Raw genomic sequence first — 22496 nt, forward strand, 5'->3', positions numbered from 1 at the left:
CGCAAAAACGACCACACAGACGAGCAGAACAGGCCGGGGAGCAGATTTTCGTGAGCGCACAGACAGATCCCAGCCCGTCCCCCCGCCGCCTAGTGGCGGTGGTGGTGACCTATAATCGTCTCGACAAGCTGAAGGACACCATCGCTCGGCTGCTGCAAAGCCCGGCCGAAGAGCTGGCGGCGCTGGTGGTGGTGGACAATGCCTCGACCGATGGCACGAGTGACTGGCTGGCGACATTGGACGATCCGCGGCTGGACATTCAGGTGAGCGAGACCAACCGCGGCGGGGCAGGCGGCTTTGAGCGTGGCATGCGCCGCGCGATGGAGGCGCACGCGCCCGACTGGCTGGTGGTGATGGATGACGATGGTCGTCCGGCGCCGGGCGCCTTGGCGGCGTTTCACGCCCTGCCCGCCCATGACGATCCGGCGCGCGCCTGGGATGGGGTGGCGGCGGCGGTCTATTTCCCCACCGGCGGCATCTGCGAGATGAACCGCCCCTCGCGCAATCCCTTCTGGCACAGCCGCGAATTTCTGCGCACGCTCTTTGGCGGTGGGCGTTCGGGCTTTCACGTGCAGCCTGCCGATTATGAAGGGCAGGGGATGCAGATCGACGTGACCTCCTTCGTGGGATTCTTTATCTCGGCGGATGCGGTGCGGCGCATCGGCTATCCGGATCCCGATCTTTTCATCTATGGCGATGACGGGCTTTATACTCTGGGGCTGACCAAATCGGGCGGCCGCATCGGCTTTGAGCCCGGCGTGCGGTTCGAGCACGACCTGACGACCTTTGTGCCCAAGGCGGGGGAAGAGCAGGCGCAGCGCGGCCGCTTCATTCCCCTGTGGAAGGTCTATTATTATCACCGCAACCTGCTTCTTCTGTACCGGATGGCGGCGGGGATCTGGTTCTGGCCGGTGATGCTGGTGATCCTGCCCAAATGGCTTTCAAAGGTGCGCGCCCATCAGGGCGAACGGCGCGCCTTTCTGCGGCTTATGGGCCGGGCGGTGCTGGACGGGCTGAGGCGGCGCACCCATGTGCCCCATGCCGAGGTGCTGGAGATGGCCAGCACAAAGGGGTAGGGCGCGAGCGCAAACCGCGCGCAAGGTTCGGTTGCGGATCAGCGATTCAGGATGACCCGGTGATAGCGTCCCATCAGGATCAGACCGAGCACCAGCAGGATCATGCTGATAAGCAGAACATAAATCACGCTGACAAATGAGGCCGTATAAGTGGGGTAAAACCCGCTGCGCATCAGCCCGGTGATGTGCAGCAGCGGATTGTACCATAGAACATCTCGCGCCACGGGGGGAAGATCCTCAAACACATAAAGGATGCCGGATGCCAGGAACAGCGGTCGGGTGATGATCGACCAGGCCACGTCCCACAGGGGGTAAAGCCCCAGCAACACGCAATTCACCGTACCCACGCCTAGCCCGAGCAACATGGCCAGCCCCAGAGCTTCCAGTGTGGGCCCCATATCGACCACGGCGCGGCTGTCTGCGATCAGCAGCACGCTGCCGATCAGAATGAACGAGATAAGCAGGCCAGTCAGGCTGTTGAGGATGAAGCGGGCCAGAATGGCGTCGATCCAGGTGACAGCCGGGTATTTCAGCAGGGGCTTGGAGAAGTTGAGCGCCCGGGCGGTGGTGCCGCTGATGGTCTGATAGAGGTTGAAGGGTAGAAAACCGGTTGCATAGAACAGCAAGAAACTGGTGCCGAGAGACGGGGTGCGGATCACCAGGGAGAAGCCGATGCTGAGAAACAGGATGGCGGCCAGGGGTTCCAGAATGCTCCAGATATAGCCACCTGGGGTGCGCCCGTAGCGGGTCGACATTTCCCGCAGCACCAACGCCGCGATTGTTCGCAGGCTGGCAAAGCGGTGAGAACGCCCCCGGGGACGCTGCGCCGGGGCGATCCGCGGCGCGGCTGTCGGGGGCTGAGAGGTCATAGGATCTGCCATGAATATCTGTGTTGTGAATAGCCTGTCTGCAGGCGATACTATGAAAGAGATAAAAGTCAAATTCAAACGGCGAAAAGCTGGACAGGCGGATCATGGCACAGGAACGTCGAGTGAAGAAGCTGCAGAGCGGGCAGGTGGGCAAAGGCGTTGCTACAGCCGAAGAGGCAACCAGTAACATCGAACATCTCCCTCAGGTGCAGGAAAACACGGCCAGTCAGGAGGACACGCCGGGAAACAGGCGCGGTGGCGGTGGGGGGCGTAAGAAGCTCAAGAAGCTGCGCCAGAAGGTCAAAGCCGCCGAAGCCGCGCTTGAGGCGGCGCAGCGGCAGGTAGCCGAGACACCGGCCTATCCCATGGCGCGCCCGGCGCAGATGCGCCGCCGCCACTGGGGGCTGGTGGCCAGTTTCGTGCTGATGGTGCTGGCGCCGCTGGCCGCAGCGGTCTTCTATCTCTGGGCAGTGGCCGAGGATCAGTATATCTCCACCGCCGGCTTTACCGTGCGCAGCCAGGAAAGCGGCGGCGCCACCGATATCCTGGGCGGTTTGGCCAATTTCGCAGGCAACAGCACAGCTTCGGACAGTGATATCCTTTATGAATTCATCCAGAGCCAGGAAATGGTGGAATCGGTGGACAAGACGGTGCCACTGCGGCCCCATTACAGCCAGCACTGGCCTGACGACTGGGTGTTTTCGCTCTGGCCCGATGCCACGCTGGAACAGATGATCTGGTACTGGCAGCGCATCGTCGGCATTTCCTATGACAGCGGTTCGGGGTTGATCGAGGTGCAGGCGACGGCCTTTGATCCCGAAACAGCCCAGGCCATTACTCGCGCCATCGTCTCTGTCAGCCAGACCCGCATAAATGCGCTGAACGAGCAGGCGCGCGAGGATGCCATGCGCTATGCCCGTGAGGACCTGGACGAGGCGCTGGAGCGGCTGAAAGGCGCGCGCGAGGCGCTGACCCAATTCCGCACCCGCACCCGGATCGTGGATCCGGCGGCGGATATCCAGGGCCGCATGGGAGTGATGAACAACCTGCAGCAGCAACTGGCGGCAGCGCTGATCGAATACGACCTGTTGCGCGGCACCGTGGGGGAGGGGGACCCGCGTCTGAAAAAGGCGCAGCAGCATATCGACGTGATCCGTGATCGTATCGATATCGAGCGGCAGACCTTTGCCTCGAGCAATACCGATACCGGCGCTGTGGGGGAGGATTACCCTTCGCTGATCTCGGAATTCGAACGTCTCACGGTGGATCTGCAATATGCCGAGGAAACCTACCGGGCGGCGCTCACCGCGCTGGAGGTGGCCCGGGATGAGGCCACCCGGCAAAGCCGCTATCTGGCCACCTATATCAAGCCGACCCAGGCTCAGGAATCTGAATATCCCGACCGTCCCATGCTGGCGGGGCTGGCCGGGTTGTTCCTGCTCTTGACCTGGTCGATCTTGGCGCTGATCTACTATTCGATCCGGGACCGCAGCTGAGGCGGGCCGGGGAGCATAAGAGCATGATCCGCTTTGAAAATCTGACCAAGAGCTTCTGGTTGCGGGGCGAGCGCAAGATTGTCATCGACAATCTCAACCTCACCCTGCCCACGGGCCGCTCCCTGGCGCTCTTGGGGCGCAACGGCGCGGGCAAATCCACCCTGCTGCAGATCATCGCCGGCACCATGCGTCCGGATCACGGCCGGGTGGTGTCCGATGGCACCATGTCCTGGCCGGTCGGGTTGGGGGCTTCCTTTCACCGGGAGCTTACAGGGGCAGAGAACGTCCGCTTCATCGCCCGAATTTACGGGGTGGATACCGAGGATCTGGTCGCCTTTGTCGAGGATTTTGCCGAGTTGGGCAAATTCTACCACATGCCGATGCGCAGCTATTCTTCGGGGATGCGTTCGCGGCTGACCTTCGGGGCCTCGATGGGGATCCACTTTGACACCTACCTGGTGGACGAGGTGACCTCGGTGGGGGACCGGTCTTTCCGGCGCAAGAGCCGCAAGGTCTTTGCCGACCGGCTGCAACACTCCAGCGCCATCATGGTCAACCACTCGATGGGGCAGGTGCGCAAGTTCTGTGATGCCGGCGTCGTGCTGGAACATGGCCGGATGCAGTATTTCGACGATCTGGAAGAAGCTATCGCGGTTCATGAAGCGATGCTGTCCTGAGCAAAGGCCGCTGCTCCAGAGCCGGGCGGCTTCAATCTCGGGCGCTTTGCGGCCGGAAAGCACCCTTCCGGGGAAAGATGAATTGTACTTTTGCAGCCTACTCCAGTAAGGAGCAGACAGCAGGCAAAGGCGTATGGGTGCAGGGGAGTTCCAGTGATGAAAGATGAGGCGCAGGTCGCAACGTTCACTACGTTGCAGGCGCTGATGTGGCCCGAGTTCGGCATCTGCACCGAGCGGGAACTATACGTGTGTACCGAGGGCGCAGTGGCGCTGTCTGATACCCGGCATGACATACATTTTGCCACCGGCGGAGAAGCCTCTTTTGCCACCTGGTTCAACCTGTTCAATCTGGAAAAATGGCAGCGCGAATGCGATCTGAGCTCGCTGGTCCTGACCCTTGAAGGCGCAGGGGATTTCGAACTTTCGGTTTTCCTGGCGCCGTCCAACCGGTCCTGGGACCTGGTGAGCTGCGAGTATGTGACTCTTTCGGAAGACGCGGCCGAAGAGGGCCGACTGCGGGTGGATCTGTCGCATCTGCTGCAACAGGGCTGCGCCGAGGGTGTGCTCTATTTCGCGCTGCGGGCGATGGGACCGGGACATCTGGTCGGGGCTGCCTGGCAGACGCAGGATGCGCCGAAACGCCAGCCGCAGCTGGCGCTGGCGGTCACCACCTTCCGACGCGAAGCCGAGGTGGCGCGCACGGTCAAGCGGTTCGCCGCCTTCCGGGAGCAGTCCTGGATGAAGGACCACGTGCAGATGATCGTCACCGACAACGGGCGAACGGTCGATCTGGATCCCCCCGAAGGCGTCAGCATCGTGCCCAATGAAAACCTGGGCGGGGCAGGCGGCTTTACCCGGGGGCTGCTGGAGGCCCGAGCGCGTGGGGCGTCCCATTGCCTGTTCATGGATGACGATGCCTCGATCCACATGGAAAGCCTGGAGCGCACCTGGATGCTGCTGGCCTATGCCACGGATCCCAAAACCGCCATTGCCGGGGCGATGATCAGCGAACAGCACCGCTGGGCGATTTGGGAAAACGGCGCTCTCTTTCACACCCGCTGCCTGCCGCAGCACATGGGCACCGATCTGCGCAACAAGAGCGAGATGATCGCGATGGAAAACCTGGCCACCCGGCCGGTGCCGAATACCTTTTATGGCGGCTGGTGGTATTTCGCCTTCCCGGTGGACGCGGCCCGGCACCTTGCCTTTCCGTTCTTCGTGCGCGGCGATGATGTCAGTTTCTCGCTGGCCAATGATTTCAACATTCTCACCCTCAACGGGGTGGTTTCCTTCCAGGAAAGCTTTACCGAGAAGGAAAGCCCGCAGACCTGGTACTTGGACCTGCGCAGCCATATGGCCCACCACATGAGCCTGCCGATGCTGGACGTGGGGGCCAAGGGTGTTCTGAAGATCGCCGCATGGTTCTTCCTGCGCAACCTGCCGCGGATGCATTACGACACGTTGGCGGCCATCAACCTGGCGGTCGAGGACGTGATGCAGGGGCCGGAGTTCTTCGACCAGAACGCCGATATGGCCACCCGCCGTGCCGATCTGAAGGCGCTGACCGAAGACGAGGCCTGGCAGGCGCTGGATCCGCACAGGCCGCTGGCGCCGGTGCGCCAAAAACCGCCAAGCTGGGCAGCGCGCCTGGCGATGAAGCTGACGCTGAACGGGCTTCTGATCCCCGGCTTTACCCGTCTGGGGCGCAAGATCACCCTGGAGGCGCCGCATAGGGGCCATATCGGCTATGTCTGGGGCGCCTCGGAGATCACCGTGCTGAACGCCGGTCAGGACAAATTTTACACCGTGCGCCATTCCAAAGCGGTCGCCTGGCATCAGATTCGCCGCTTCATCCGCAACGCCCGCGCTTTCCTGAAAGACTATGATCGGCTGGCGGCTAGCTACCGAGAGCGTTATGACGATCTGACCAGTGAGGACTACTGGCACAGCAAGTTGGGCCTGACGCCCGTGACAAAGATTCAGCAGGACGCCGCCGAGTGAAATCGATTAAACGACTGCTTCGCCGCATCGCCCCGGGGCAGGGGGGGATTGCCGAGATGAAAGCCCTCCCTGCCAGTGGGATGTCTGGGACCCTGACGCCCACCGCTCAGGCGCCGCTCAAGGTGATCCTGTTCATCGGCCATCACAAGGTGGGATCGACATCGCTGCAGGACTACCTGTCGCGCAATGCCGCCGCCCTGTCGCGGGCGGGGATCCTTTATCCTTACGTGGATTTCGAAGGCATGGCGCATATGGCTGCGACGGCGGCCGGGCATGTGCAGCCCGAAGGGCCTCTGCCGATCAATGTGCGCGAGCCGCATAATGCGCTGGCCTTCCGGATGCTGGCGGCGCAGAAGAACGGCGTGGTGCCTGCCTATCACAAACGCCTGCCAGCCCTATCGCAGATGCTGCATGCCATCCGCCAGCAGATCCGCTTTTCCCAGCCGCATACGGTGATCCTCGCGGCCGAGGTCTTTGCCAATTTCAATGCAGCCTCACCCAAGCTGATCGAGCAGCTGGTCGAACATTTTCCAGGGGCGGAGTTCACCGTCGTGGCGACCCTGCGCCGGATTGATGAATATCTGGCCTCCTGGCACGGACAGCGGCTGAAGTTCGGTCACAAGCTGGAACCCCTGCGCGAGGGTGGGGTCGACAGCTACGGCATGGGGATTCATTTCAATTATCGCCTTATGATTGAAGGCTGGCTGAAGGTGCTGCCCGAGGCCCGCGTTATCCTGCGCGATTATGCCGATGTTCGTGCGAATGGCGGGTCAGTGAATGATTTCATTACCCAGACGGGGCTAGAGCTGCCCAAGGGATTGGCCCCGGAGCGGCGCGAGAACGACTCTATTCACCGCGGAATCTATGAGATTATCCGCCGCGCCAATGTGGAGCTGCCCCAGCCTCAGGCGGCAGAGCTGCGCCACAGCCTGCGCGCGCTGGCACCGAAATTGAACCTGCCACCCAGTCATTCTGTGGAACTCTTCGGGGCGGAGAACCGCGCCCGGCTGCTGGAACGGTTCCGCCCGATTGATACCTGGCTGGGCGAGGTGATGGGCCAGGAGGGCTTTTTTGACGATCTGGAAGCCGTTCTGGAGCTGGACCCGCTGCCGGAACTGGAGGCGGCCCGCATCGCACTGGAACAGATCGAGGCCCGCAAGGCCTGGCGTGAGAGCTGGCGTGAAGATGAGGCCGTAGAAACATTTTTGTCGGGGTTGGCTGGTGGGTGGACCACTCCGGACAAGACAGCGTAATGAGAAAGCCGTTTTATGGTCAAGGAACTGATTATTCACCTGGGGGACACGAAAACGGGCTCCACGACGCTGCAAGGCGTGTTGCGGTCCGGGTCCTACACCCTGCCGGGCGCACAGCAGCTATCGTACCCGGGGCGGCACCTTAATCACAACTACCTAGCCCAAGGGTTGTACCGGAAAGAGAAAAAAGCCGGAAACACGAGACGTTTCAGGAAACTGCATCAGGCGCTGGAGAGCAGTGATGCAGATTTTGCTGTGGTTTCGGCGGAGCATTTCCAGTTTGCCTCTCCGAGGCACCTGCAACAGGTGATCCAGGAGACACTCCCTGGGTATGAGCATAAAATCCGTCTGATCTCCTATGTTCGCCCTCATGCGGAAAAGCTGTTGTCCGCGTTTTCGGAACAGATAAAATTTGGGATGGTAAAAGGCGGGCTTCGGGGTTTCTTCAACCGGATGTCCGCACGGGGTACGCTGGATTATACGCCCCGGTTCCTGGAATGGAGGGATACCTTTGGCGATCGCTTCGAGCTGCGCCCTTTTGTCCGCCAGGAGCTGTTCCGTGAAGATATTTCGGCCGATTTTTTTCACTTTCTCACAGGAGAAGAAGGCACGGAACTGCAGGGTAAGACAGTCGACAACCCGGCGCTGACAGTGGGACAGATCGCGCTTTTGCAGCATGTGCATCACGTGTTTCGATCCGAGGCCGCCAGGCGGGAGATCGACAGAAAGCTTATGCGGCGGGCCCTGACCGCACTTAGCCAGGCCGTGACGCAGGAAATCAAGAGAACAGGTATCGGCAAAGAGACTGGCCGCCTGCATATTCCCCGGAGCCTGATTGGAAAGGTCATTGATCGCTATCAAGAGGATGCGGCAGCACTGGACGCAGCCTTCTTCACAGGGACACCAATGACGGAGGCCTTGCAGGCGGCGCCGCAGAAACTGAGCGGGAAGAAACAATCCTTCAGTGCTGCAGATTACTTTGACACAGAGACACTGCTGGGGGTCGAGGCTCTGTCCGGCGCGCTCTCTGCCTTGGCGCTGCATACCCCGGAGCAGTTTCAGAAGAAGATGAAAGCGGCTTACAGACAGAACGGAAACAGAGGGTCGACAGGGGGGCGAGGCTAACCTTCCTGCTGGATGGCCCCTGCCGGGACGCCTAGCTTAGCCTTCTGTCAGGTGTCTGGCGGGCCGTAGTCCAGAGGGGACAAAAGCGATCTTGCCTGATAGCCGCCTTTATCCCCGGGGGAGCTACGCGGCACGATGCGTCCCTTGGACGTGATCTTCATCTTGTCCAGCGGGTAACCGAACTGGTGCATCAGCCGCCCCAGCCGTTTTTCCACCAGCCTGATCTGCTGGGCGGGAAGCGCGTGGCGAAATTTGGCGAAATTTGTGGTCATGAGAGGCTTGGCGACATTCTGACGTTGCCGGTTGCTACCTGCCAAGGTGGTGGCCTCCTCGGTGCTGTGAAAGTCTAGCATCTCCGGCTCGAATGATTGGTCGAGAAAGAGGCACAGGCGCCGCAGAACAGCTTCGGCATCAATCAGCAGGTCTTCGTAGCGATGCAGAAAGACGCGTTCAGGCCCAAGGACGCCAAGCGCATGCAGGCCGCCCAACTGGTCTTCTTTCCAGATCCGCAGTGCGTTCTTGGTGGTTCCGAATTTGTTTTTTGTGCCCTCTCTCAGGGCTGCAGCTGAGGCAAAATAGTCGCGGGGGTCACGCACCTGAAAAATAAATTTTGCATCCGGAAAACACTCCAGAATGAAGAATAGCAGCTTGTGCAGGTTGTTTTCCTTGATGAAGACCCGTTTGCCTGCGGCTGCAGGCGTGGCGTCGATATAGAGAAACCGGGCCAGGCGATGCGGATCGATCTGATCCTGAGCAGAGAGCCAGGCGGCGGCGGCCTGCGCTTCTTTCTTTGTGCCGAGCAGCTTTTCCAGCCTTTTGGGGATCCTGTTACACATCCGCTGCCAGGCGACAGATTGGGTGCCACCGGCCAGGGTCTGGTGAAGATTAAGCAGGACATTCTGGCCAAAGTGAAACGGCGGCGGGGCATAAAACGCAGAATGGGCGCCCACGATACGGCTGATCAGGTTAGAGCCGGAACGTTCAGAGCAGATCAGGAAAACGGGGGGGTGTTGCATTTTTTTCTTTTCGTTGGGGCCGACGCAGGGAGCGGGTCAGCGAAATATGCGCCGGGCGATCTGGCGCGAGAAACTCTGTCGCCCGTGATAGTCATTCATATGGCTGATATTTTTAAAATCGGCCTGCTCGACCACGAAATCGGTGTCCAGCATGATGTCAATTCCGGTCTCGCGGACAGCCTGCTCCACCACGGCGCTGAAATGATTTTGGCCGCGGGCTCTTGCTGCGTTCAGGGCGCTTTGGCCCTCGGGGTGCTGGATGGGGTGGATCACTGCGGTTACGCGGTCGCTGACCTCCTGCAAAGCCCTGACGCCGCGGATCCAGGCAGCGACAGCCTTGTCGTCCATTTTTATCCCGCCCTCGAAAGCCTCGCAGATTTCCTTGGATCGCTTGCGTTCCCAGTTGGCTTGCGGGGCGACCTTCCCAGGGGTGTCCATCGGCGCGATGGCGCCGCCGGTGGCGGTGTCCCAGATGGTGTCTGCGTCATAGTATTTGCGCGGAACATCGCGAAACAGGCCAGCCTTGAAATCCTCCAGGATCTCGATGTCGCCTGCGGGGGGCATGATCGACAGCTGCATGATTTCCATTTCGATCACGGCATGGGCCAGACGACGCCCCTGGGCCTGCAGGGTGTCACGGATATATTCGCAGACTTCGGCGATGCCCTGGACGCTGAGCATGGCCATGCCAAGATTGGCAACTCGCACATCCTGTCCGGATGCGCAGGATTCGATGGTTTCCGGGCTGATCCCGCGCATGAAGCCGGAAGAGCCGACGCAGAGTACCAGCGGTTTTGGGGTGTCGGCGACGAACCCGGGGAATTTATCAAGCATATCCAGCGCCCGCATGGCGCGGTAGTGCAGGTTGCGTTTCAGTTCGGGGGCTTTCAGGCTGCCCGGGGCAGGAGGCTGAAAGCGGTCCGCTCCTTTCGGTGCCAGAGCGCGGCGTAGAAATGCCACCATCTGCCACAGGGACATTTGCGACAGCTCGGTTGCGGTCTCTTGGGTTAGCTCCAGTCCGAAATGCTTTTCCAGCCGCACGGTGAAATCGACGAACCCCATTGAATCCAGCCCGCCATCCATGAGGTTTTCGGCCTGTTCCAGTTCCTTGCGTGACAGGGCCGGGTTGATCTCCTGTGCAAACTGGATCAGCCGGTCATAGCGCTTCATCTTCTGTTTGGGGGCGGATTGCTGGTTCTGTTTCTCGAGACGCTTTAGAACGCGCTGGCCAATGGCGCCGCGGTCGACCTTGCCGCTGGCGTTCTTGGGGAATTGCGGCATGACCAGAACTCGGGTGGGGGTCATGTAGTCGGGCAGGTGCCCCTTGATGGCCGTGCGGATTTGGTGGCCGGGGCCGTCCCAGCCTTCGACCACGCCGACCAGCGATGTGGGGGTCGGGGATTTTAGCGGCATCGGCACCACCACGGCGTTGCAGCCGGCGGCGGTGGCGCGTAGCAGGGACTCGATTTCGCCCAGTTCTACCCGGTACCCGCGGATCTTAATCTGATTGTCTATGCGATCAATGAACTGAAGAGTGCCATCGGCCCCCACATCGACCCGGTCGCCGGTGCGGTAATGCACCCTGTCCTTGCCCGCGGGCTGCACAAAGGCCGCGGCGGTTTTTTCAGCATCTGCCACATAGCCATCAGCCACCTGCGGGCCAGTCACCAGCAATTCACCGCTTTCGCCGACACTGGCGGGGGTGCCGTCCTCTTTCAGCACGAGGGTTTCCATGCCTGGCAGGGCGGTGCCGATCGGGACCAGGTTGAAACGGCCGCGAATTCTGTCAGGGTCGGCGGGCAGCACATAGCGGGTGCAGGCGATGGTGGCCTCGGTCGGGCCGTACCAGTTTTCCACCCGGTGGCCGGTGGCCCGGGCCCAGTCCTGCGCCAGATCGACCGGAAGGGCCTCACCGCAGAACAGGGACAAGCGCAGCTGATCCAGGGCGCCGGGGGTCAGCGCGCCCTGCTGGCGCATCTTCTGGCCAAGGCTCGGCACCGAAAACCAACAGGTGATACCCTGACGGCGGACATAGTCGGCCGGGGCCTCCAGATCCGCAGCCGAGGGCACGATCAGATGCGCGCCAGCCCGCCAGCAGACAAACATGTCATGGGCGCTCAGATCGAAGGTCAAGTCGAAGTTCTGCGACAGCCGGTCGACGGGGCCGTAATCGGCGACCTGGAAGGTGGCATCAAGATAGGCACCGAGGTTGCTGTGCCGGATCGCTACCCCCTTGGGCTGGCCGGTGCTGCCTGAGGTGAACAGCACATAGGCGTAGGGGTTGTCATGGATCCGCGCAGGCGGCGTACGCTCTTGGGGCAGGGCGCTGAGATCAATCTGCTGCGGCAGCGGCCCGTCGGCAGGCACGGCCAGGATGCCTTCTACGGCTGCGGCATCCTGCGCTTCATAAAGCACCGCCGAGGCGCCGGAGCGCTCCAGGATATAGCGGTTGCGTTCAGGCGGGAACTTCGGGTTCAGCGGCACATAGGCATGGCCACGCATCAGCGCCCCCAGCACAGCGGCATAGATATCCGCACCGCGGCTGGCGTAGATCGCGGTGACTGGTTGTGTCTGTGCCGTTTCGGTGTCGGCAATGGCGGCTGCAATAGTCTGAACCCGGGCGTTGAGGGCCGCGTAGCTGAGCGTTTTACCACCTGCGCTGAGGGCGGGCTGATCTGCGTAATGCAGGGTTGAAGCCCGGAAGTCGTCAGCCGCCTGCCATGTCCCATGAACTTGAGAACGCGGTTCAAGGTTTGCCATATTCGAAGAGTCCGCCAGCTGAAATTATCATTGAGCTTGTCCCAAAAACGCAGTCGTGAAACAAGGTGTAAATTATTGAGCCAGCCGCCACCGAGGCTTTTGCGGCTGGGGCAGGCGTGCAGGGAAAACACGATCCAGAATAGGACATATAAGCGGATGTCGATCAAAGTGCTTTATATTGCGGGAGCGGGACGATCGGGGTCGACGTTTTTGTCTCTGATGCTGTCCCAGCATGCGCAGACCTATAACATTGGCCAGATCCGCGACCTGCCTGAGGCCCGCAGGAGTGCGGCGCCCTGCAGTTGCCGCAGACCGGTGCCGGATTGTGCGTATTGGGGACCGGTGATCGCCCGGCTCGAGGCAGCCCATGGCCCGGATGCGCTGCAGGCGCTGCAGGCAGGAATGGCGGCGTTCGGCACGGCCTCCGGGGAGGCCCCCAACTGGCATGAGCCGCAGGTGCGCGACAAACTGGCGCGGGAGAATGCAGAGTTTCTGACCCTGTTCGGTGATCTTTATGCGGCGGCGGCGGAGCAGGCAGGTGGGCGGATGCTCATCGACAGTTCGAAATCGGTGGACCTGTGTCTGGCGCTGAGCCTGTTGCCGCAGGTCGATCTGCATATCCTTAATCTGGTGCGCGATCCGCGCGCGGTGGCGGTTAGCTGGGCCAAGGTGCTGAAACGTCCGAAGGTGCTGCGGGGACGGACCCGTAACTGGGCGGGCCGTCAGCGCCGTCTGAAACGGCTTGAGGCGCTGGATCCTGCGAAATTCATGCTACTGCGCTATGAGGATCTCACGGTGGATCCGCAGCATTGGATGGGACGGATTCAGGACTGGGCCGGGGTGCCGCAGGATCTGACCCTGTTCACCGGCCCCGATACTGCGGATATTTCTTGGGAGGAGGCGCATCTCTTCCCGCCGGCCAATGCTACGGTTCTCAAAGAACGCAAGTCCAAGATCGAGATCCGTCCTGCCGAAAGCTGGAAGCAGGCCAAGAATGCCGATCTTCATGCCATGGCCGAAGAGGTGACCTTTCCCTTTGCGGAAACCCTTGGCTATAGCAGGGGACTTGGCTGAGGCGTGGTGCGGACGGGCTGTATTCCCTGTTTTACGATGACAGGGTATCCCCTTAGAAATTTGATGCAGGAGGCAGGGTTATGTCAGCAGGAAAACTCCTTATGGTGGGCGCAGGCCTTTCCGGTGCAGTGATCGGGCGGCATCTGGCCGAGGCGGGCTATGACATCACCGTGGTGGATGCGCGCGATCATATCGGGGGCAACTGCCACACCGAACGGGATGTCGACACTGGTGTCATGGTGCATATCTACGGGCCGCATATCTTCCACACCGACGATGCCGAGGTCTGGGACTATGTGAACACCTATGAGACCTTCCTGCCCTACAAGAACCGGGTGAAGACCACTTCGGTCGATCCCAAGGGGCAGCGCGGCGTCTTCTCGCTGCCGGTGAACCTGCACACCATCAACCAGTTCTTCGGCAAGACCCTGCGCCCGGAAGAGGCACACGCCTTCATCACCGAGGAACAGGCCGATACCTCGATCACCGATCCGCAGACCTTTGAAGAACAGGCGATGCGCTTTGTCGGCAAGGATCTCTATGAGGCCTTCTTCAAGGGCTACACCATCAAGCAATGGGGCGTGCAGCCGTCTGAACTGCCGGCCTCGATCCTGAAACGCCTGCCGGTGCGCTTCAACTACGACGACAATTATTTCTTCCACAAATTCCAGGGCATGCCGGAAAACGGCTATACCTCGATGATCGAGAAGATCCTCGACCACCCAAGCATCACCGTGAAGCTGTCGACCACATTCACCCGTGAGATGGCTGCGGAATATGACCACGTGTTCTACTCCGGTCCGCTGGATGGCTATTTCGATTATGAGCTGGGCCGCCTTGGCTACCGCACGCTGGATTTCGAACGCTTCACCCATGAGGGCGATTACCAGGGCTGCGCGGTGATGAACTATGGCGAGGAAGCGGTGCCCTATACCCGCATCACCGAGCACAAGCATTTCTCCCCCTGGGAAGAGCACGAGGGATCGGTGCTTTATCGCGAATATTCCCGCAGCGCCGAGCCGGGCGATATCCCCTATTACCCGATCCGCCAGGTGAAGGAAAAAGCCCTCTTGGCCGATTACGTGAAACTGGCCGAACAGACCGAGGGCGTCACCTTCGTGGGGCGTCTTGGCACCTATCGCTATCTCGACATGGATGTGACCATCCGCGAGGCGCTGGACACCGCGCGCGGCTTCCTTGAGGCCGCCGAGGCGGGCAATGCGGCCCCGGCCTTTGCCGTGGCGCCGCTGTAGAGGGTCTCAGGCAGATTTGCCACGAGTGAGCGATCCACATTTCCTTCAGACCTAATATCAGGATTTATTATGGCACTGGCGATTGTTGTTTTGGCTGCCGGCCGCGGAACGCGGATGGTTTCAGCGCAGCCTAAAGTTCTGCACCCGATTGCAGGTCTTCCGATGCTGTTCCATGCGATGCGGGCAGCGTCTTCTCTGGAGCCCGAGCAGTTCATTGTCGTTGCGGGCTTTGGCGCACAGCAAACGGCTGATGCTGTGCAGGCGTATGCTCCTTATGCCAAAATTGTTATTCAGGACGAACAGCTTGGAACAGCCCATGCGGTCGATCAGGCACGTGGACTTCTGGCAGATTTTGAGGGTGATGTTATTGTTTTATTCGGGGATACTCCGTTCATTCGTCCTCATACGCTGGAGGCGATGCTGAAGGCGCGCCGTGCGGGGGCGGATTTTGTCGCCTTGGGGTTCGAACCTGAAGATCCGGGGCGCTATGGTCGTCTGGTCGTGGAAGAAGGGCGTTTGCGCCGGATTGTTGAAGCCAAAGACGCGACGGCTGAAGAGCTGAAAATCGGGCTATGCAATTCTGGGGTGGTCTGTGCGGACAGGAAAAACCTGTTTGAGTTGATCAGTCAAATTGGGTGCCATAATGCAGCTCAAGAATATTACCTTACAGATGTCGTGGAAAAAGCCAATGATGCGGGGCTTATTTGCTCGGTTGTGACCTGTGCGGAGGAAGAAACGCTTGGCATCAATTCACGGGCAGAGCTGGCGCGAGCTGAAGCGATTTTTCAGAACCGGGCGCGCCAGGCTGCAATGGCTGAAGGTGTGACATTGGTTGCGCCGGAAACTGTTTTTTTTGCGCCTGACACGCGGATGGCCCGGGATGTTCTGGTGGAGCCGCATGTGGTGTTCGGACCTGGGGTTCGATTGGATGAAGGTGCGGTGGTGCGCGCCTTTTCGCACCTAGAGGGATGCCGGATCCGTCGGGGGGCCGTGATTGGTCCTTATGCCCGTATACGGCCTGGCAGCTCTATTGGTGAAGGGGCTAAGGTTGGTAATTTTGTGGAAACTAAAAACACCACGTTTGAGGCGGGTGCCAAGGCCAATCACCTGAGTTATCTGGGGGATGCGCATATTGGCGCTGCAGCCAATATCGGAGCGGGTACGATTACGTGCAATTATGATGGGGTGATGAAGCACCAAACCGAGGTGGGGGCGGGGGCCTTCATCGGAAGTAACAGTGCCTTGGTGGCGCCGGTGTCCGTTGGAGCCGGGGCCATTGTGGCAGCGGGGTCCGTGATTACTCATGAGGTGCCAAGCGATGCGCTGGCTCTATCGCGGGCGGATCAGAACAATAAGGCAGGCGGCGCAGACCGATTACGGCAGCGCCAGAGAAACCGAAAGACTGCAGTGAAATAATGCAAGGGACTACATAGCATGTGTGGAATCGTTGGTGTCTTGGGCCAGCATCAGGCAGCGCCTGTTTTGATCGAAGGATTGAAACGGCTGGAGTATCGTGGCTATGATAGCGCGGGTATCGCAACCTTGAGTGGAGGTTGCTTGGACCGCCGTAGGGCAGTCGGAAAGCTGGCCAACTTGAGTGATCTGCTGGTGCATGAGCCTCTGGCCGGTACTGCGGGCATTGGTCATACGCGTTGGGCCACCCATGGTGGGCCGTCCTTGAAAAACGCCCACCCCCATGCCCGGGACCGGGTTGCGGTTGTCCATAACGGTATCATCGAAAATTATCGTGAGCTACGTGCTTTTCTGGCGGAGCATGGGCTGAAGGCGGAAACCGAGACCGATACCGAAACCCTGGCGATGCTGTGCGCGTATTATCTGCAGCAGGGGCTGGAGCCAGTGGCAGCTGCCCGTACGACCATCTCTCGACTGGAAGGGGCGTATGCGCTGTGTTTCCTGTTTGAAGGGGAAGAGGACCTGATTGTGGCCGCCCGCCACGGCAGCCCGCTGGCGATCGGCTGGGGCACAGGCGAGATGTTCATCGGGTCAGATGCATTGGCGCTGGCACCGATGACCTCGCAAGTCACTTATCTGGAAGAGGGTGACATGGCAGTGGTAACCCGGGCAGGCTGTGACATTGAAGATGCCGAAGGTACTCCGGTAGAACGTAACCGCAAAGAAATCGGGCAATCGGTTGCCGCTGTGGGAAAGGATGGCCATCGCCATTTCATGTCCAAAGAAATTGCGGAACAGCCTGGGGTTCTGGGCGCAGCTCTCCAGTACTATCTGGACGGTGGTGATGGGCAACGGGCTTTGGAGCAGATTGACTTCAGCCGTTTTGATCGGGTTGTGATGGTGGCTTGCGGGACTGCTTCTCTGGCTTGCCTGACTGCAAAATATTGGTTCGAGCAAATCGCCAACCTACCGGTCGAGGTCGATATCGCCTCAGAATTCCGTTACCGCGAACCGCCGGTGTCAGAGCGAACCCTAGCATTGTTTGTATCGCAGTCAGGGGAGACTGCCGACACATTGGCGGCGCTGCGTTACTGCGCGGGAAAGGCCGGTATGATCCTGTCTGTCGTTAACGTACCCGAAAGCTCAATCGCGCGCGAAAGTGGCGTGGCGCTGCCGATCATGGCGGGGCCGGAAATTGGTGTGGCCTCTACCAAGGCCTTTACCTGCCAGTTGGCGGTGCTAGCTGCTCTGGCGTTGGAAGCGGCACATCAGGCCGGGACCCAGCCAACAGGGTTGCTGCAGGACTATAAGGCTCAACTGCGCCATATGCCCAGCCAGGTCGCGGAGGCGCTAACCTGCGAGGCAGAGGTGCGTGGTGTGGCCGCGCAGCTTGCCCGTTTCAGCCACGCTCTGTTTCTTGGTCGCGGCGCGCTTTATCCGCTGGCACTGGAGGGAGCTCTGAAGTTGAAGGAGATCAGTTATATTCATGCCGAGGGCTATGCCAGCGGCGAGCTGAAGCATGGTCCCATCGCACTGATTGACGAGGAAATGCCGGTTGTGGTGCTGGCACCGCATGATCCGCTCTTCGACAAGACGGTTTCCAACATGCAGGAAGTGATGGCGCGCAGCGGCAGGATTGTAATGGTGAGTGATGCCAAGGGGTTGAAAGAGGCTGGAGAGGGTATCTGGCAGCAAATCTGCATGGCACCGGTTCAGGGGCCTTTCGCAGCTATCGCCTATGCGGTGCCGCTACAGCTTTTAGCCTACCATACTGCAGTTGAGAAAGGCACCGACGTGGACCAACCACGCAACTTGGCGAAATCGGTGACGGTGGAGTAGAAGAACGCTCATCTTATGTGCCTGTCGAAAATTAGACCGAGCGGGGTTAAAATTTTCGGCATCGCACCTTTGGCGAAGAGTGAGAGTCAACGCATCAGCTGTTCTGACGAGCTACAAATGTCTGCAACGCGATTTTGTCTTCCGTACCTAAAAGGTCGCTGCGGGCCCAGTCTGTCGCAGATTCAGGGCTGCGTGTTGAGCACAAGCTATGGACTCTTGTAGAGAATATCTTCTGTAACTCTTCTTTTTCATTTTTGATATGCTTCGTAATGATCTCTGCAGTTTCGGCGCCAATATGTAACGTGGAGCTCCGGTTATTGTCGGTCCTTGGAGACTTTATAATATCCGTTTCCAGCAACCGTGAACGCATCTTGGAAAAACTATCCTGATCTGTGAGCGTCTGTACGTATTCCAGCTCAGCCAGCTTGCGGGTCCTAATACGCTGGTTGCTCCGCTGGGTCTTGTCCGGTGTGGGTAGCTCCAGCAGGTGGCAAAAATCCGCTAGCATATCGGGTTCTGCAAGGTCTTGTGGCTCGATTGAGCGCAACAGTAGCTCATCAGAAGGGAAATGCTCGCTCAGAAGGCGGGCAAATTGTAAATTGGAATAGAGTGGAAAGCCCCAACTGTCTTCGAAGCAGGCAAGGAATTTTTCGATTGAGGGAGCGCCATCGGCATAGAAACGGTGACGGGAAATCTGGAAGAGTCCGGCCCGTACATACTGCGCATAGCAAGATTCAACGAAATCATATGGATTTCGAAAATAAGCTAGAATCCGGACCTGCCAATCAGGGCACTGGGCACGCAATGTTGCGTGAAGTTGGGGCAGATTGCTGCTGGAAAAGGCGTTGGTCCAATGTTCGCATGACAGTACGATGTGTTTGCATTGCCGGTTGAGCGCTTCGGAAGTGATATCTTCCAAGGCCTGTGGCAAAGCCTCTGGTGCTAATTTGGCCAATGGTAGGTGATTTTGGTATCCATCCCGGCTGCGCCAGCTTTGCGGATAACAAAACCCCTGTTCTTGATGCAGCTTTTCGGATTTTAACATATGCTGCTGAAGGGTTGTCGACCCGCATTTGGGAAGCCCGACGTGCAGCCAGACTTGACGCTCGGGCCGCTTTCCTAGGTATGCAGGAGTGGCTATCGAGCGCAACAGAGGGTCAGTTTTTATAGGATCGGGAGGTGTGTCCTGATCCCTAGCAATCATAGCTTTGATGTCCGCTGGTACTTCAGTTTCCCAGAAATCTCCAGTCCGGCGCGCGAGTTCGGGCAGCAGGTCTGACCGAATAAAGCTCCTGATCCAATGCAGTAGCCCGATCGCAAAACGGTAATAGGGAACGGCAAAAGGGCTGTATGTCCTGGAAGACTGGATTTCGGCAGATACGCGAGACAGGGCTGTGAACACCTGAAGGCGTTCCGGGCCGTTGCGATTGGTTAGCCGATCCTGGTTGGGCGCGACATAATGGATTACCCCGATACGGTCGCTTGCCAATATGGTTGTTGCATTGAAAAAACTGCGCCAATGTAGCTCTATATCATTATTAACCATGATTTCAGTGCAGTGGATCTCATGTTCCCGCAAGAAATTGGTACGGTAGATCTTGTTCCACGGATAATTGGCGGTCTGACTCAGGCTGAGAGCGGCAGTCGGGGAGACTTGTGACAAAGCGCCCACATCCACGCCTGCGGTGTGCCACAGCTGTTGGTCCATGGGCATCTGCCCCCATTGACCTTCAGCGCCACGACGGCTGTCGTGGTGCTGGAAGATGCAAAAATCAAAGGTTTTGCCTTCTAGATCTTTCAACAGGTCCGGCAATTCGCGCAGTGGCAAATCGTCAGCGTCGAGAAACATCACATGATCCGTTGTCACATGCCGAAGCGCAAGATTGCGGGCTGCGCCCGCACCGCGTGGCGTTTCCTGACGCAAAAGTGTGATCCGTTCCGGGGGCAGACCTACCGCGATCGGCAAAGGGTCAAAGGAAACCTCAGGTGTCGAGCCATCATCGCAGATGATTACATGGCTGGCGAAGTTCAGTTGCTGCATGTGCCTGAGCAGGCGGTGCAGCCGAGCTTCATCATTATGGACAGGGATTATAACGGTTAAAGTCATACGATGAAAAGACGCAGATCGTGCAGATTCAAGCGAAAGCTGTGCAGTGGAAGAAATAGGATCAGTTCGCGCCAGGGGGCTTGGGGGGGTAAGTTCTGTTGCTGTCCGACCTGCAAGGCGTCAAGATGGCTGGAGGCTTCTGGATGCGCCAAAATACGTTTTGTGAAAAAGCAATCGTCGAAGCCGCCTTCGCTGCGGCCCGAGCGGATGCAGGCGCGAACCACCTCAATCGTCGTAGCGGCGCTACGACAGGCGATACCGATGATACCGACTTGGGATAAATCGATATCGCCAAGCTCCATATGCAGACCGAACCAGCTCCCCTGGCCATTGGTGGAAATGTCCAACTCCAATAGCCGCCCGGCAGGAGAATGCCACTGGCCTTGCAGCTTGAGGGCTGGATCCGCATGCAAGGTAATGCCTGGTTGGATCTCGGGGTGTTCGGCAATATCTCCACTGGTTTGATTTTCACGCAGTACTGAAAGGGCATAGTTCAGATTGGCTTCTGGCCCAGAAGAAATATTATCAATCATAAGGGGTGCCTCAAACGTATATTCGTCGGGCACTTGTAGTGCCGTGTTCGCTTTGGTTTGTCCATCGGCAAAAGAGGGGGTACAGCTGCTGTGCCAACGTATCGGCTCCGCTAGATGAGAGAACAATGCAACACAATAATAGCTTGATTCAGGGCTATATTTCAGCTGGGCGGATGCTGGCCATGCGGCAATCCGAATATGCGGCCGAGGCGTTGCTGCGTCGGGCGCTTGCGGAGGCAAATAGTGAGAGCGACAGGCTTGAGCTAGCGACAGCTGCGCTGGATCTGGCAGAGCCGGAATGCGTTGCGGAGGCGCTTGCGCTGCTGCCGGATACCCCGGATCGGCAGCTGTTGCAGCAGCGTGCAGAGCGGATGTTCGCTCTGACACGGATGCCCCAGCCTGCACCCCCTGGGGGGTGGGCGCCTGTACCCGGGCGCATCGCCTATGTTCTGTACAGCAGCCTGCCTTGGATCTCCACTGGCTATGCAGTGCGTTCGCAACGCTTGGCATCGGCGTTACGCAATGCTGGGGCGGATCTTCATTGCCTGACCCGTCCTGGATTTCCCTGGGATGAGGATCCGGCGGTGCTGTCGGTTGATTTATCCTGCGCTGGATCCTTTGAAGAGGAGATTGCAGGTGTGCCTTACCTGCGTTGCGCGGAACCTCAATTTGGAAATTGGCAGAATTACTGGACCTATGTTCGTGAAAGTGCCGATGTGCTCACGGCGCGGCTGCTGGAGTTGCGACCAGAAGTGGTGCTGGCGGCCTCGAACCATGCGTGTGCGTTGCCCGCGCAGATCGCTGCCCGCCGTCTTGGTTTGCCCATCGTATATGAGATGCGCGGCTTTTGGGAACTGAGCCGCACAGCCCGAGAACCGGAGTTTCTCGGCGCGCCGCAGTACCGCTATGAACGATGGCTGGAAACCCAGGTTGCGATGCAGGCCGACCACGTCTTTGTCCTGTCGCAGCCGATGCGCCAGACTTTGATTTCCCGTGGGCTAACGGCGGAGAGGGTTACCTTTTTACCCAACGGCTGCGATCCAACCGACTTTGTTCCGACGGGCCATAATAAGAGGCTGGCAGCGGAACTGAATTTACCGGAAGGTGTGCCGGTCATCGGCTATGCAGGAAGTTTTCCGGCCTATGAGGGCTTGGAGGATCTAATCGCTGTGGCGGCCAGATTGAAGACCGCAGGCCATCGCTTTCGGCTCGTGCTGGTCGGAGATGAAAAGGGCACCGGGGTGCATGGAACCCCAGTAAGCCAGACCCTGCGCCGCCAAGCGGCGGAACTGGGGCTGGAGGACTGGTGCATCATGCCGGGACGGGTACCTCTGGAGCAGGTCGCGCACTGGCTGGAGTTGTTCGACATCTGCGTGTTTCCCCGCCGTCCGCTACTGGTTACCGAAACGGTCGCGCCGCTGAAGCCGGTAGAAGCGATGGCAGCAGGTAAAGCGATTGTTCTTTCGTCGGTCGGAGGCATGCAAGGGCTGCTGGAAGATGGCGAAAGTGGGCTGGTCTTTAACAAGGGTGATGGCGAGGATCTTCAGCGCCAGATAGCATTGCTGCTCACAGATGTGGATCTGCGCGCGCGGTTGGGGAAGTCTGCTCAGGTCCGGGCCAATTCAGAATACGCCTGGTCGCGTATTGCTGATCAGATACTACGAAAACTGGACGTGTTACGTGCTGATTTCCGTTGAGAGCGTTTAGCTCACTTTCCGGGCCTTTTGCTCGAATGCGATGGGGCTTAGAAAGCCGAGCGATGAATGTCGCCGGACGGGGTTATAGAATCTGGCGATGGCGCGCAGCCAGAACATGTCGCCACGAAGGCCCAAATACCAGCACCCTGCGCCTTCAACCCCCTGATTGTCGATCGGGCACAGAACATTCGTAAGCGCTGTCGCCACCCCACGCCTGTTCAGCTTGACGGGGTGAAGTTCCAAGGTAGCAGCTCGTCGATCCTTCTGGCCGGGTGACCGGCGGCGATGGCTTCCAGGGTCGCCTTCA

At 59.2% G+C, this 22496-nt stretch carries 16 protein-coding genes and 1 pseudogene; 11 read left to right on the forward strand and 6 right to left on the reverse strand.

All coding sequences use genetic code 11. The features are described from left to right. Nucleotides 1-50 precede the first annotated feature (50 nt). Nucleotides 51-1076, forward strand: a complete 1026-nt coding sequence (locus tag SM763_RS21005; RefSeq protein ID WP_368999625.1) for a glycosyltransferase family 2 protein — start codon at nucleotides 51-53, stop codon at nucleotides 1074-1076. A 38-nt stretch (nucleotides 1077-1114) separates the two neighbouring features. On the opposite strand, the gene SM763_RS21010 is transcribed toward SM763_RS21005, so the two are convergent. Next, entirely contained in the window at nucleotides 1115-1957 is an 843-nt protein-coding gene (locus SM763_RS21010; RefSeq protein WP_368999626.1) for an ABC transporter permease, read from the reverse strand. A 92-nt stretch (nucleotides 1958-2049) separates the two neighbouring features. On the opposite strand from SM763_RS21010, the gene SM763_RS21015 reads away from it, so the two are divergent. The 5 genes from SM763_RS21015 (at nucleotide 2050) to SM763_RS21035 (ending at nucleotide 8497) form a co-directional block, all read left to right on the forward strand. Further along, nucleotides 2050-3441, forward strand: a complete 1392-nt coding sequence (locus SM763_RS21015; RefSeq protein ID WP_368999627.1) for a KpsE/RkpR family capsule polysaccharide export protein — start codon at nucleotides 2050-2052, stop codon at nucleotides 3439-3441. 23 nt (nucleotides 3442-3464) lie between these two features. Further along, entirely contained in the window at nucleotides 3465-4118 is a 654-nt protein-coding gene (locus SM763_RS21020; RefSeq protein WP_368999628.1) for an ABC transporter ATP-binding protein, read from the forward strand. 156 nt (nucleotides 4119-4274) lie between these two features. Next, nucleotides 4275-6119, forward strand: a complete 1845-nt coding sequence (locus tag SM763_RS21025; protein WP_368999629.1) for a glycosyltransferase — start codon at nucleotides 4275-4277, stop codon at nucleotides 6117-6119. A gap of 56 nt (nucleotides 6120-6175) precedes the next feature. Then, a complete protein-coding gene (locus tag SM763_RS21030; RefSeq protein ID WP_368999630.1) occupies nucleotides 6176-7372 on the forward strand; it encodes a hypothetical protein in 1197 nt (398 codons plus the stop codon). A 15-nt stretch (nucleotides 7373-7387) separates the two neighbouring features. Further along, complete coding sequence (locus SM763_RS21035; RefSeq protein ID WP_368999631.1) at nucleotides 7388-8497, forward strand: hypothetical protein; 1110 nt, start codon at nucleotides 7388-7390, stop codon at nucleotides 8495-8497. Between the two features lie 47 nt (nucleotides 8498-8544). On the opposite strand, the gene SM763_RS21040 is transcribed toward SM763_RS21035, so the two are convergent. Both SM763_RS21040 and SM763_RS21045 read right to left on the reverse strand, forming a co-directional pair. After that, complete coding sequence (locus SM763_RS21040; RefSeq protein WP_368999632.1) at nucleotides 8545-9513, reverse strand: sulfotransferase family protein; 969 nt, start codon at nucleotides 9511-9513, stop codon at nucleotides 8545-8547. A 36-nt stretch (nucleotides 9514-9549) separates the two neighbouring features. After that, nucleotides 9550-12273: an amino acid adenylation domain-containing protein gene (locus tag SM763_RS21045; protein ID WP_368999633.1), complete on the reverse strand. Its 2724-nt coding sequence runs from the start codon at nucleotides 12271-12273 to the stop codon at nucleotides 9550-9552. A 156-nt stretch (nucleotides 12274-12429) separates the two neighbouring features. Here SM763_RS21045 and SM763_RS21050 point away from each other — a divergent pair, with 156 nt between their 5' ends. From SM763_RS21050 to glmS, 4 genes are all read left to right on the forward strand, one after another. Continuing rightward, nucleotides 12430-13347: a sulfotransferase gene (locus SM763_RS21050; protein ID WP_368981814.1), complete on the forward strand. Its 918-nt coding sequence runs from the start codon at nucleotides 12430-12432 to the stop codon at nucleotides 13345-13347. 80 nt (nucleotides 13348-13427) lie between these two features. Further along, nucleotides 13428-14600 carry a UDP-galactopyranose mutase gene (gene glf / locus SM763_RS21055; RefSeq protein WP_368981813.1) on the forward strand — a complete coding sequence of 391 codons (1173 nt, stop codon included), beginning with the start codon at nucleotides 13428-13430 and terminating at the stop codon, nucleotides 14598-14600. A gap of 69 nt (nucleotides 14601-14669) precedes the next feature. After that, nucleotides 14670-16016 (forward strand): bifunctional UDP-N-acetylglucosamine diphosphorylase/glucosamine-1-phosphate N-acetyltransferase GlmU, encoded by a 1347-nt coding sequence (glmU, locus tag SM763_RS21060; protein WP_368948826.1) that lies wholly within the window; start codon nucleotides 14670-14672, stop codon nucleotides 16014-16016. 18 nt (nucleotides 16017-16034) lie between these two features. Further along, nucleotides 16035-17852: a glutamine--fructose-6-phosphate transaminase (isomerizing) gene (glmS, locus tag SM763_RS21065; protein WP_368999634.1), complete on the forward strand. Its 1818-nt coding sequence runs from the start codon at nucleotides 16035-16037 to the stop codon at nucleotides 17850-17852. 94 nt (nucleotides 17853-17946) lie between these two features. Here the strand turns inward: glmS and SM763_RS21070 are convergent, their stop codons facing one another. Further along, nucleotides 17947-19959, reverse strand: coding sequence for a glycosyltransferase family 2 protein (locus tag SM763_RS21070; protein WP_368999635.1), 2013 nt, complete (start codon nucleotides 19957-19959; stop codon nucleotides 17947-17949). Beyond that, on the reverse strand, nucleotides 19956-20492 hold the full coding sequence (locus SM763_RS21075; protein ID WP_368999636.1) for a hypothetical protein: 537 nt from the start codon (nucleotides 20490-20492) through the stop codon (nucleotides 19956-19958). Before SM763_RS21075 ends, SM763_RS21070 begins: the two co-directional genes overlap by 4 nt. A 125-nt stretch (nucleotides 20493-20617) precedes the next feature. Here SM763_RS21075 and SM763_RS21080 point away from each other — a divergent pair, with 125 nt between their 5' ends. After that, entirely contained in the window at nucleotides 20618-22189 is a 1572-nt protein-coding gene (locus SM763_RS21080; RefSeq protein WP_368999637.1) for a glycosyltransferase family 4 protein, read from the forward strand. Nucleotides 22190-22195: 6 nt separating this feature from the next. Here SM763_RS21080 and SM763_RS21085 read toward each other — a convergent pair. After that, a pseudogene (locus SM763_RS21085) lies at nucleotides 22196-22496 on the reverse strand (hypothetical protein); the annotation flags it as partial.

This window comes from Pseudophaeobacter sp. C1-32P7, from assembly GCF_041008775.1.
GTDB lineage: Bacteria > Pseudomonadota > Alphaproteobacteria > Rhodobacterales > Rhodobacteraceae > Phycobacter > Phycobacter gallaeciensis_A.